Origin of the sequence: Azospirillum brasilense (assembly GCF_007827815.1) — a bacterium.
Lineage (GTDB): Bacteria > Pseudomonadota > Alphaproteobacteria > Azospirillales > Azospirillaceae > Azospirillum > Azospirillum brasilense_C.
In genome coordinates this window covers 320,465-332,502 of sequence record NZ_VITH01000005.1, presented here as the reverse complement: position 1 = coordinate 332,502, position 12,038 = coordinate 320,465, and the positions used below count along the sequence as shown (strand labels likewise).

Sequence of the window (12,038 nt, the reverse complement as noted above, 5' to 3'; positions counted from 1 at the left end):
GCGGCGGAGGAGGAACGGACCATGCAGTATCTCTGGCGCACCCCCGGCAGCCGCACCGCCCCCGAGGAGGCCTCGCCCATCGGGACGCCTCCTCTGGAGATCCGCGGCCTGACCGTCGCCTACCACCGCCGGCCGGTGCTGTGGAACGTCGACTACGCCGCCCCGTCGGGCGGGCTGATCGCCGTCGTCGGGCCGAACGGGGCTGGCAAGTCGACCCTCATCAAGGCGTGCCTCGGGCTGGTTCCGAGCGTGTCGGGAACGGTCGAGGTGTTCGGCCGGCCGATCGCCAAGCAGCGCCGCCTGATCGGCTATGTGCCGCAGCGCGAAAGCGTGGACTGGGACTTCCCCGTCTCGGCGCTCGACGTGGTGGCGATGGGCCGCTACGGGAAGATCGGCTGGTTCCGCCCGGTCACCCGCGCCCACAAGGAGGCGGCGCTGCACGCGCTGGAACGGGTGGGCATGGCCGACTTCGCCAGGCGCCAGATCGGCCAGCTGTCCGGTGGGCAGCAGCAGCGCGTCTTCCTGGCCCGCGCGCTGGCCCAGGAGGCGCAGCTCTACTTCATGGACGAGCCCTTCGCCGGGGTGGACGCGGCGACGGAGCGCGCGGTGCTCCAGGTGCTGCGCGACCTCGACGCCGCCGGGCGGACGGTGATCTGCGTCCATCACGACCTGCAGACGGTCAGCGACTATTTCGACCACGCGCTGCTGCTCAACACACGGGTGGTCGCCCAGGGGCCGGTCGCGCGGGTGATGACGCCGGACCTGCTGTCCCGCACCTACGGCGGGCGGCCGATGCCGGCCCCGGCGGCATTGGGGGCATTGGGGGCGGAGGCGTCATGATCGATCCCCTGTTCGAGGAGGCCCTGCGCATCCTGACCTTCCAGTCCGGCTTCAACAGCGCCGTGGTGGTCGCCGGGACCGCCGCGCTGGGGCTGGCCGGCGGGACGGTCGGCACCTTCCTGCTGCTGCGCCGCCGCGCCCTGGTCAGCGACGCGCTGAGCCACGCCACCCTGCCCGGCATCGCCGTCGCCTTCCTGGTCGGGGCGGCGCTCGGCCTGCCGGAGCGGTCGCTGCCGCTGCTGCTGGCCGGGGCTGTGGCCAGCGGGGTGGTCGGGCTGCTGACCGTGCAGGCGCTGTCCCGCTTCACCCGGCTGACCGAGGATTCGGCGATCGGCGCGGTGCTGTCGGTCTTCTTCGGGCTGGGTGTCGTGCTGCTCAGCGTCATCCAGAATTTGGAGCTGGGCGGGCAGGCCGGGCTGAAGACCTTCATCCTGGGCCAGACCGCCGCCATGGCGCAGGGCGAGGCCATCGCCATCGGCCTGCTGGCTGCCGGGGCGGCGCTGGCCGTCGCCCTGCTGTTCAAGGAGTTGCGGGTCCTGGCCTTCGATCCCGGCTTCGCCGCCGTGCAGGGCTGGCCGGTGGGGGCGCTCGACCTCGTGCTGATGGGGCTGGCGACGCTGGTGACGGTGATCGGGCTCCAGACGGTGGGGCTGATCCTGGTGGTGGCGCTCCTCATCATCCCGCCCGCCGCGGCGCGCTTCTGGACCGACCGCCTGCCCGCCCTGACGTTGATCGCGGCGGTGATCGGCGCGCTGTCCGGCTGGCTCGGCGCCACCCTGTCGGCCCTGCTGCCCAAGCTGCCGGCCGGTGCGGTGATCGTCCTGGTCGCCGGGGGCTTCTTCCTGCTCAGCTTCCTGTTCGCCCCGGCGCGCGGGCTGGTTGCCGCCGCGCTGCGCCAGGGGCGGCTGCGCCTGACCTTCGCGGAACGGCGCGCCCTGACTGACCTTCTGGACGGCCGGCCGGTGCAGGGTGCCGCGGCGCTCTGGCTGCGCCTGCGCGGCTATGTCCGGGACGATGTTCGCAAGGGGGGCGCCCTGACCCCCGCCGGACAGGCCGCCGCCCGCGCGGCGGCGCGCGACCGCCGGCTGTGGGAGCGTTTCCTGGCCGACTACCCGGCCCTGCTGCCCGCCCACGCCAATTGGGGCGTCGACCCCATCGACTCGGTGCTGCCCGGCGACATGGTCCGGCTGCTGGAGGAGCGGAGCGCCCCGTCATGATGCCCGACGTCCAGGAATTCCTTCAGATTGACGCCCCCGCCCTGCTCGCCGCGGTGCTGGCCTGCGCCGCCTGCGCGCTGGTCGGCAACTTCCTGGTGCTGCGGCGCCAGGGCATGATGGGCGACGCGGTCAGCCACGCCATCCTGCCCGGCATCGTCGGCGGCTTCCTGGTCGCCGGCACGCGGGAGACGCTGCCGATGATGCTCGGCGCGCTGGCTGCCGCGGCGCTGGCCGGCCTGCTGATCGAGGTGGTGCGGCGGCTGGGCCGGCTGGAGTCCGGCGCCGCCATGGGCGTCGTCTTCACCGTGATGTTCGCCGCCGGCGTGGTGATGATCGAGCAGGCGTCGGCCGCCGGCGTCGACCTCGACGCCGACTGCGTGCTCTACGGCCAATTGGAGACCATCCTGTGGTTGGCCCCCAAGGGCTGGGCGTCGCTGGCCAACCCGGCGGTGTGGGCCGCCCTGCCGCGGGAGGTGCTGACGCTGGCCGCGGTCTTCGCCCTCTGCGTCGCCCTGGTCGGGCTGTTCTACAAGGAGCTGAAGATCACCACCTTCGACCCGGCGCTGGCCTCGACGCTGGGCATCCCGGCCGGGCTGTTCCATTACGGGGTGGTGCTTCTGGTCGCCGCCACGGCCATCGCCGCCTTCGAGGCGGTGGGCTCCATCCTGGTCATCGCCATGCTGATCGCCCCGCCCGCCGCCGCCCGCCTGCTGACCGACCGGCTGGCCGCGCAGATCCTGCTCAGCGTCGCGCTGGGGGTGCTGGCGGCGCTGGTGGGCTACGGCGCCGCGGCCTTCGGGCCGATGCTGCTCGGGGTCTCCCACTCGCTGAACGCGGCGGGGATGATCGCGGTGGCGTCCGGCCTGATCCTGGCGCTGGCCGTCCTGTTCGGGCCGCGCCACGGCCTGCTGGGCCGGCGCCGCGCCGTCGGCCGGCTGCGCGCCGCCCCCGGATTCGTTGCTCCGGAGGCGCAAAAGCCGTAACGTTTTCGCCTCGTCCCATGCGGAGCGCCGAATGCCGTTCCCCCACCGCCGGCCGCGCCGCTGGAGCTGGCTCACCCTGGTCGCGTTCCTCCTTCTGATGGCGAGCGCGCTGCACACGCTGCAGCATCTTCTGGAACATGGGACCGACGAGCTGATTTGGCCCTTTTTCGGAATCGGGCTGGCCGGCGCGGTGATGGCCCTGGCGGTGCTGCGCGAGCGGGAGGCCACCCGGCGCGCCGAGGCGGAGGCCCGCGCCGCCGACGGCCGGGCGGCCGACGCCCACCGCCGCCTGTCCGAAGCCATCGAGGTCGTCAACGAGGGCTTCGCCCTGTTCGACGCCGACGACCGGCTGGTCCAGTGCAACGCCCGTTTCCGCGAAATCTACGCCCTGCTGGGGCCTCTGGAGCCCGGCATTCCCTTCGAATCGCTGATCCGCCGCGCCGCCGCCGCCGGCCATTACCCCGACTGCGCCCCCGGCGACATCGACCGCTGGGTCGGGCGGGAGATGGAGCGGCACCGCAACCCGCAGGGGCCGCAAGTGTTGCGGATCGGTGACGGGCGCTGGTTCAAGATCGAGGAGCGGCGGACCAGCGACGGCGGCTATGTCGGGCTGCGCACCGACATCAGCGAGCTGAAGCGGCGCGAGCAGGAGCTGGCCCACAAGTCCGACCTGCTGGAGGCCACCTTCAGCGCCATGTCGCAGGGCCTCGTGGTGTGGAGCGCGGACTATCATTTCCTGACCTGCAACCGGCGCCTGCGCGAGATGCTCGACCTGCCGGGCGACGCGCTCCATCCCGGCCTCAGCATGGCCGGCTTCCTGCGCTTCATGGCCGAACGCGGCGAGTTCGGCCCCGGCGACACGGCGGACATCGTCGCCCGCCACCTGACCAACCTGCGCCCCGAGGGCGTCAGCCGCATCGAGCGCACCCGCCCCGACGGCCGGGTGCTGGAGATCACCGCCGGCTTCCTGCCCGACCGCTCGGTCCTGATGACCTACACCGACATCACCGACCACCGCCGGGTGGAGCGGGCGCTGCGCGAGAGCGAGGACCGCTTCCGCAAGCTGTCGGACGCCGCCATGGACGGCATCCTGGTGCACGAGCAGGGGGTGATCGCCGACGCCAACCGGGCCGCCGCCGCCATCCTGGGCTACGCGCCGGACGAGCTGACCGGGCAGTCGATCACCGCGCTGATGGCGCCGGAGGACCGCGACCTCACCTGGCAGCGCATCCGCGCCCGCGACGAGGCTCCCTTCGAGACCGTCTGCCTGCGCCGCAACGGCGAGCGCCTGACGGTGCAGGGCGAGACCCGCTACGTTCCCTACCGCGGGCGGACCATGGCGATGGTGTCCTTCCGCGACATCACCGCCCACCGCCGCACCGAGGCGCAGCTCCGCCTCGCCAAGGAGCAGGCCGAGCTGGCGAGCCGCGCCAAGTCGGAGTTCCTGCGCACCATCAGCCACGAGATCCGCACCCCGATGAACGGCGTCCTGGGCATGCTCGGCCTGCTGCTGGACGGCCCGCTGGGGGAGGAGCAGCGCGCCTACGCCCACACCGCCCGCGAGTCGGCGGAGGCGCTGCTGTCCATGCTGAACGACATCCTGGACATCTCCAAGATGGAGGCCGGGAAGCTGACCCTGGAGTCGGGGCGCTTCTCCCCCGCCGAAACGGTGGAGAGCGTGGCCGAGCTGCAGGCCGCCCGCGCCTTCGCCAAGGGGATCGAGCTGGCGGTCTGCATCCCCGGCGGCCTGCCGGCGACGCTGCGCGGCGACTCGGGGCGGGTGCGGCAGGTCCTGCTGAACCTCGTCGGCAACGCGGTGAAGTTCACCGACCAGGGCGGCGTCGCCGTCACCCTGTCGGAGTTGGACGGCGACGGCCAGGCGCCGCCGCGCCTGCGCTTCGAGGTGGCCGACACCGGCATCGGCATTCCGCAGGACGCCCAGGCCGAGCTGTTCACGGAGTTCTCCCAGGTCCATCCCCGCCTGTCGCGCCGCCACGACGGCGCCGGTCTGGGGCTGGCCATCTCCAAGCGGCTGGTCGAGATGATGGGGGGAAGCATCGGCTTCGACAGCGCCGCCGGCCAGGGCAGCCGCTTCTGGTTCACCCTGCCGCTGGAGCCGGGGACGGCGCGCGCCGACGGGGAGCCGCCGTTGGCCGGGCAGACCGTCCTGCTTCTGGAATCCAATCCCGTCGCCCGGCGGGCGCTGGCTGAACAGATCCGCTCCTGGGGGGCGACGGTGAGCGCGCCGGACGTCATGGCGATGGTGGCCGGGCTGGACGCCGGCACCCTGCCCGCCGCCGGCATCGCGGTGATCGGCAGCGTGGAAACCCCGGTCGCCGGCTCGCTGACCGACCGGCTGCGCGCGCGGGGCGTGGGGCGGATCGTCCGGCTCGCCCTGCCGCACCGCAACCTGGGCGGCGACGGCAACGGCGCCGACGCCACAGTGACGAAGCCAGCCCGCCCATCCCGCCTGCTCGCCGCCGTCACCGGGCGGAGCGTGGCCGAGCCGCCGCCCGCCGCGGAGCCGCGCCCGCAGGGTCCGGCCGCCCCACCTTCCGCCGGCACGGGCCGACGGATTCTCTTGGTGGAGGACAGCCCGACCAACCAGATGGTCGCCGCCCTGCTGCTGCGCGGCGCCGGCCATCGGGTCGACATCGTCAGCAACGGGCGGGAGGCGCTGGAGGCGGTGCAGGCCGCGGCGTCCGGCCCGTCGCCCTACGGGCTGGTGCTGATGGACCTCGCCATGCCCGAGATGGACGGGCTGACCGCCACACGCCGTCTGCGCGGCCTGCCGCCGCCGGCCGGCAGCGTCCCCATCATCGCCATGACCGCCGACGCCATGGACAGCGACCGCGACCGCTGTCTGGCCGCCGGGATGAACGGGCATGTGGCCAAGCCCATCGACCGCCCGCATCTGCTGGAGACGGTGGCCCGCTGGCTGGACGCCGCCCCGCCGGACCCCGTTGCGCCCCCCGCGCCCGAGGAGGGCGCGGTCCCGGCGGTGGAAGGGGCGCCCGACAGAGGCGTCCCGGGCCGAGGCGTCCTGGACATGGAGGTGCTGCAGCAGCTCGCCCAGGATCTCGACGCGGAGCTTCTGGCCGACGTCATCCGGCAGTTCGTGGAGGAGACGCTGGAGCGGGCCGAACGCATCGCCCGCGGCGGTGCCGCGGCGGCGGACGGGAACCCGGCCGATCTCGCCGGGCTGGCGAAAGAGGCCCACACGCTGAAGAGCACCGCGGGGACCTTCGGCGCCCGCGACCTGTCGGCGGCCGCCCGGGCGCTGGAGCTGGCCTGCCGGAGCAACGCGGTGGGTGAGGTGAGGTCGCTGTGCCGCGACATCCCCCGCCTCACCCGGGAAGCCGTGGAGGCCTACCGGCTCCGCGGCTACGTCACGTCATGACGCCGCTTCACTCCATGACGCTGATGTTGACCGCGGCGTCCTTGCCGTTGTTGCCGCGCGCGACCTCGAACTCGACGCGCTGGCCCTCGGACAGGGCGTGAAGGCCCGACTTCTGCACGGCCGTGATGTGCACGAACACGTCCTTGGCGCCAGCCTCCGGCGCGATGAAGCCATATCCCTTGGTGGTGTTGAACCATTTGACGGTGCCGGTGGTCATAAGGCGAACTCCTGCTCCTCGGTCGGGACCCGCCGCCGGTCCGCGCCGCAGGGCGCAAGGGGCCGGCGAAGGACGATGGGCTGTGCGCGGCGGACATGCGTGGCGATCCGGTGAAGCGGTCCGGTGTGGCGCCGGGCGGAAGCGCAAGCAAAGCAACGCGAGGGGAGGCTAGCCGGATGGCACCGGAACCGGCAAGGCGGCTTCACGGCATATGCCCAATGTGGCCAGTTTGGTCATTTGGAAATAAGCCGATGGCGGCAGGTCCCGGCACGGCAAGACTTTCGATGGTCTTGCGTGAATTGAACGCACACGAAGCCTATGCTTCGTCTGGACCATCGGCGCGGAAACGAAACAGGGGTGCGGCGGTCCCGGAACGGCCGGGGGTCAGAGTTTCCCCTCGGCCTGCCAGGCAAGGCGCTTGCGGTAGATCGTCGAGGCGCTGATCTCCAGCAGGGCCGCGGCGCGCGGGATGTTGCCGTCGCAGGCGGCGATGGCCTCCTCGATGGCGTCGCGCTCCACCTCCCACAGCGGCTTCACCGTCTTGGGCGACGGCGCCTGGGCCGCGGAAGGGTGGGCATGGCCGCCGCCATGACCGTTTCCGCCGTTGCCGGGGACCGGCGCGGCGGTCCCCGCCGGGGTGCCGAGCGGGGCCGGCAGCATGGCCGGCGTCACCGTGTCGCCGTCGTGCAGCACCACGATGTTGCGCACCACGTTCTGCACCTGCCGGACGTTGCCCGGCCAGTGGTAGGTGCGCAGCGCCTGCTCCGCCGCCGGGGAGAAGCGGACGAAGCCCTTGCCCTCCTCCCGCGTATAATCGGCCAGGAACTGGCGGCAGATCTCCAGCACGTCGTCCTCGCGCTCGCGCAGCGGCGGCAGGTGGATGGGGATGACGTGCAGCCGGTAGTAGAGGTCCTCGCGGAAGCGCCCCTCCTCGACCTCGCGCAGGGGGTCGCGGTTGGTCGCGCAGATGATGCGCAGATCGACCTTCTCCAACCGGCTGCCGCCGACCGGCGTGAAGGTGCCGGTCTGGATGAAGCGCAGCAGCTTGGTCTGCAGGTCGGGCGCCAGCTCGCAGATCTCGTCGAGGAACAGGGTGCCGCCGTTGGCCCGCGCCGCCGCCCCCTCGCGGTCGGCCACCGCCCCGGTGAAGGAGCCCTTCATGTGGCCGAAGATCTCGCTCTCCATCAGGTCCTTGGGGATGGCCCCGCAGTTGATGGCGATGAAGGGACGGTCGGCCCGCGGGCTCTGCCGGTGGATGGCCTCGGCGCAGACCTCCTTGCCGGTGCCCGACTCGCCAGTGATGAAGACCGTCGCGCGGGAGGAGGCGGCGCTGTCGATGATCCGGTAGACCGCCTGCATCGCCAGCGAGGAGCCGAGGAAGCCGTGGTAGCGGGTGCGCCCCAGGTCCTTCTCGAAGCTGTCGACGAGTTGGGCGAGGCGCAGCCGCTCCATGGCGTTGCGCACGGTGACGGTCAGCCGCTCCGCCGAGAAGGGCTTCACCAGGAAATCATAGGCGCCGTAGCGCATCGCCTCCACCGCCACCCCGACCGAGCCGTGGGCGGTGATGATGATGACCGCGCAAGGCAGCGCCTGGGCGCTGATCCGCTTCAGCACGTCCATCCCGTGCATGTCGGGAAGCTGGAGGTCCAGCAGCACGATCCGCGGCGCGCCGTCGGCCAGCTGCTCCAGCGCCGCCGCCCCCGTCTCCACCGTGGTGACGGAGGTGCAGTCCTTCTTCAGGAACTCCGCATAGACGCGGGCCAGTGACGGCGTGTCTTCGACGAGAAGGATCGGCGTTGAGCGGGCGGGCATGGACCGTTTGAATTCAAATGGAAAATGCGGAAAAAGACAGTCGGATTGCACTGGTTATCAGCAAATCCTTAAAAATGCACTCTACGCGATGACGGGCCGCGGGCGAAAGACCCGGAATGCGGTCGCGCAACGAAATATCCCATCCATGGTTTCACATTCCGGTCATGGATGTGCATTTCACACCGGATTCGCTGTGAGGATCAGCGAAGGACGCTTGTACCGGGCGTCGTGATGGAATATCTGAATTCTACAAAATCCATAGCAAGGAGCGGCGGACCCCCGTGGCCGAAACATCCGTGCTGTCCGGCAAGCGCATCCTGCTCGTCATCGCGGGCGGCATCGCGGCCTACAAGAGCCTGGAGCTGATCCGCCGCCTGAAGGAGCGGGGCGTGCGCGTGCGCGCGGTCCTGACCCGGGCCGGGGCGCAGTTCGTCACGCCACTGTCCGTGCAGGCGCTGACCGAGGATACCGTCTACCAGGACCTGTGGTCCCTGACCGACGAATCGGAGATGGGGCACATCCAGCTGTCGCGCGACGCCGACCTGCTGGTCGTCGCCCCGGCCACCGCCAACCTGCTGGCCCGCATGGCCGCCGGCATGGCCGACGATCTGGCCGCCACCGTGCTGCTGGCCACCGACAAGCCGGTGCTCGTCGCCCCGGCGATGAACGTCCGCATGTGGGAGCATCCGGCGACCCGCGACAACCTCGCGCTTCTGGAAAAGCGCGGCGTGCGCCGGGTCGGCCCGAACAAGGGCGAGATGGCCTGCGGCGAGTACGGATTCGGGCGCATGGCCGAGCCGATGGAGATCGTCCAGGCCATCGCCACCCATTTCGAGGAGCTGGACGCGCCCAAGCCGCTGGCCGGCAAGCGCGCGCTGGTCACCAGCGGTCCGACCGTCGAACCCATCGACCCGGTGCGCTACATCGCCAACCGCTCCTCCGGCAAGCAGGGCCACGCCATCGCCGAGGCGCTGCGCCGGCTGGGGGCGGAGGTGACGCTGGTCACCGGCCCGACCCGCCTGCCCGACCCGCCCGGCTGCACCGTGCGCCCCATCGAGACGGCGCGGGAGATGCTGGCGGCCTGCGAGTCGGCCCTGCCCGCGGACATCGCGGTCTGCGCCGCCGCCGTTGCCGACTGGCGCGTGGCCGGCGAGTCGGACCGCAAGCTGAAGAAGGACGGCGGCGGCCCGCCGAGCCTGACCCTGACCGAGAACCCCGACATCCTGGCGACCCTGTCCCAGGCCGGACCGCGCCGCCCGGCGCTGGTCGTCGGCTTCGCCGCGGAGACCGGCAACGTGGTGGACTACGCGACCGCCAAGCGCGCCCGCAAGGGCTGCGACTGGATCGTCGCCAACGACGTGTCGCCGGGCACCACCACCTTCGGCGGGGCCGACAACACCGTCCACCTGATCCGCGCCGACGGCGCCGAGGACTGGCCCACCATGGGCAAGGACGCCGTGGCCGCCCGCCTGGCCGAGGCCATCGCCCGGCATTTCAACCCGCCCCCCACCCCCGACACCACCCCCCAGGAGACCATTCCGTGAGCGCAACGGCATCCGCCATTCCCGTTCCCATCGTCCGGCTCGCCCACGCCGCGGGGCTGGACCTGCCGGCCTACGCGACGGAACACGCGGCGGGCATGGACCTGCTGGCCGCGCTGGCGGAGCCGGTCGTCCTGGAGCCGGGCCGCCGCGCGCTGATTCCCACGGGCGTCGCCTTCGCCCTGCCCGACGGCTACGAGGCGCAGGTGCGGCCGCGCTCCGGCCTGGCGCTGAAGCATGGGGTCACGGTGCTGAACAGCCCGGGCACCATCGACGCCGATTACCGCGGCGAGGTCGGGGTGATCCTGATCAACCACGGCGACCAGCCCTTCACAGTGGAACGCGGGCAGCGCATCGCCCAGCTGGTGATCGCCCGCTACGAGCGCGCCGCCTGGGCCGAGTCGGCGGCGTTGCCCGACAGCGCCCGCGGCACCGGGGGCTTCGGCTCCACCGGCCAGTTCACCCCGCCCGCCCCCGCGCAGGAGAAGCACTGATGCTCCGCATCTCCAAGAAGCTGATGTTCGCGATCGAGGCGGTTCTGGACATCGCCTACAACGCCGGCACCGAACCCGTGCAGTCCGGCGAGATCACCCGCCGGCAGGGCATTCCCAAGCGCTATCTGGAGCAGGTGCTCCAGCAGCTTGTCCGTGACGGCGTCCTGGCCGGCGTGCGCGGGCCGCGCGGCGGCTACCGGCTGGCCCGCGAGCGCCGGCGGATCACGCTGGGCGAGATCGTGAAGGTGGTCCGCTCCATGGAGACCGCGACCGACCCCATCGAGGAGCCGGCGGGCTCCATCCTGGGGCACAAGGTGGTGCGTCCGCTGTGGAACGAGCTTCAGGAGGAATGCATGAAGAAGCTCGACGACATCACCATCGAGGATCTCTGCCTGCGCGCCCGCACCGCCGGCGTCGAGAGCGAGACCGAAGACCGCATCGATTTTACGATTTGATCCCACCCGGAAAACGGTTAAATTCTACGCATGATGTAGAAAGTGGGAAAATACCACACACCGGAGGAGTGAAAAATGCCGGGTTCCGAGTTTCGCGGTAAGATCTACGACAGCATTCTCGACACCGTCGGCGCCACGCCGCTGGTGCGCGTCAACCGGCTGGCCGAGGACGCCGGGGCCAAGGCCCAGATCGTCGGCAAGCTGGAGTTCTTCAACCCGCTGGCCAGCGTGAAGGACCGCATCGGCTTCGCCATGATCGACGCCGCGGAGCGCGCCGGCACCATCGAGCCGGGCCGCACCACCCTGGTCGAGCCGACGTCCGGCAACACCGGCATCGCGCTGGCCTTCGTCGCCGCCGCCAAGGGCTACCGGCTGATCCTGACCATGCCGGAAAGCATGTCGGTCGAGCGCCGCAAGATGCTGAAGCTGCTGGGCGCCGAGCTGGTGCTGACGCCGGCGGCGGAGGGCATGAAGGGCGCCATCCGCCGGGCCGACGAGATCGTCGCCACCGATCCGAACGCCTACATGCTCCAGCAGTTCAAGAACGGCGCCAACCCGGAGATCCACCGCAACACCACGGCGGAGGAGATCTGGAAGGACACCGACGGCAAGGCCGACTTCCTGATTTCCGGCGTCGGCACCGGCGGCACGCTGACCGGCGTGTCGGAGGTCCTGAAGGCCCGCAAGCCGGGCTTCCGCACCATCGCGGTGGAGCCGGAGGACAGCCCCGTCCTGTCCGGCGGCATGCCCGGCCCGCACAAGATCCAGGGCATCGGCGCCGGTTTCGTGCCGGACGTCCTGAAGAAGGACCTGATCGACGAGGTCGTGCGCATCTCCAACCAGCGCGCCTTCGAGACGGCCCGCAAGGTGGCGAAGCTGGAAGGCATCCCGGTCGGCATCTCCTCGGGCGCGGCGCTGGCCGCGGCGCTGGAGATCGGCTCCCGTCCGGAGAACGAGGGCAAGCTGATCGTCGTGATCCTGCCGTCCTTCGCCGAGCGCTACCTCTCCACCGCCCTGTTCGAAGGGCTGGAGTAAACCGTTGCCCCCTGCCGCGCCCGCCCATGGGCGTGGCAGGGGAC

General features: G+C 71.4%; 10 protein-coding genes. 8 read left to right on the top strand and 2 right to left on the bottom strand.

Annotated elements, in window-relative coordinates:
- Positions 1-21: 21 nt before the first annotated feature.
- The 4 genes from FBZ83_RS12760 to FBZ83_RS12745 are packed head-to-tail and all read left to right on the top strand — an operon-like array spanning position 22 to position 6,440.
- The gene (locus tag FBZ83_RS12760) at positions 22-840 is read left to right on the top strand and encodes a metal ABC transporter ATP-binding protein (RefSeq protein ID WP_145683087.1); all 819 of its coding nucleotides are present in this window, start codon (positions 22-24) and stop codon (positions 838-840) included.
- On the top strand, positions 837-2,057 hold the full coding sequence (locus FBZ83_RS12755) for a metal ABC transporter permease (RefSeq protein WP_145683084.1): 1,221 nt from the start codon (positions 837-839) through the stop codon (positions 2,055-2,057). Before FBZ83_RS12760 ends, FBZ83_RS12755 begins: the two co-directional genes overlap by 4 nt.
- Positions 2,054-3,040, top strand: a complete 987-nt coding sequence (locus FBZ83_RS12750; protein WP_145683080.1) for a metal ABC transporter permease — start codon at positions 2,054-2,056, stop codon at positions 3,038-3,040. The genes FBZ83_RS12755 and FBZ83_RS12750 overlap by 4 nt, the downstream gene beginning before the upstream one ends.
- A gap of 31 nt (positions 3,041-3,071) precedes the next feature.
- Positions 3,072-6,440, top strand: a complete 3,369-nt coding sequence (locus FBZ83_RS12745; protein WP_145683077.1) for a PAS-domain containing protein — start codon at positions 3,072-3,074, stop codon at positions 6,438-6,440.
- A gap of 7 nt (positions 6,441-6,447) precedes the next feature.
- Here FBZ83_RS12745 and FBZ83_RS12740 read toward each other — a convergent pair whose 3' ends face one another.
- Both FBZ83_RS12740 and FBZ83_RS12735 read right to left on the bottom strand, forming a co-directional pair.
- Positions 6,448-6,657: a cold-shock protein gene (locus FBZ83_RS12740; RefSeq protein ID WP_014238764.1), complete on the bottom strand. Its 210-nt coding sequence runs from the start codon at positions 6,655-6,657 to the stop codon at positions 6,448-6,450.
- A 384-nt stretch (positions 6,658-7,041) separates the two neighbouring features.
- Positions 7,042-8,469: a sigma-54-dependent transcriptional regulator gene (locus FBZ83_RS12735; RefSeq protein ID WP_145683075.1), complete on the bottom strand. Its 1,428-nt coding sequence runs from the start codon at positions 8,467-8,469 to the stop codon at positions 7,042-7,044.
- A gap of 281 nt (positions 8,470-8,750) precedes the next feature.
- Between FBZ83_RS12735 and coaBC the strand changes: the two genes are divergently transcribed.
- From coaBC to cysK, 4 genes are all read left to right on the top strand, one after another.
- On the top strand, positions 8,751-10,013 hold the full coding sequence (gene coaBC / locus FBZ83_RS12730; RefSeq protein WP_145683072.1) for a bifunctional phosphopantothenoylcysteine decarboxylase/phosphopantothenate--cysteine ligase CoaBC: 1,263 nt from the start codon (positions 8,751-8,753) through the stop codon (positions 10,011-10,013).
- On the top strand, positions 10,010-10,504 hold the full coding sequence (gene dut, locus FBZ83_RS12725; protein ID WP_145683069.1) for a dUTP diphosphatase: 495 nt from the start codon (positions 10,010-10,012) through the stop codon (positions 10,502-10,504). The genes coaBC and dut overlap by 4 nt, the downstream gene beginning before the upstream one ends.
- Entirely contained in the window at positions 10,504-10,959 is a 456-nt protein-coding gene (locus FBZ83_RS12720; protein WP_014238770.1) for an RrF2 family transcriptional regulator, read from the top strand. Before dut ends, FBZ83_RS12720 begins: the two co-directional genes overlap by 1 nt.
- A 75-nt stretch (positions 10,960-11,034) precedes the next feature.
- Positions 11,035-11,994: a cysteine synthase A gene (cysK, locus tag FBZ83_RS12715; RefSeq protein WP_145683066.1), complete on the top strand. Its 960-nt coding sequence runs from the start codon at positions 11,035-11,037 to the stop codon at positions 11,992-11,994.
- Positions 11,995-12,038: the final 44 nt, after the last annotated feature.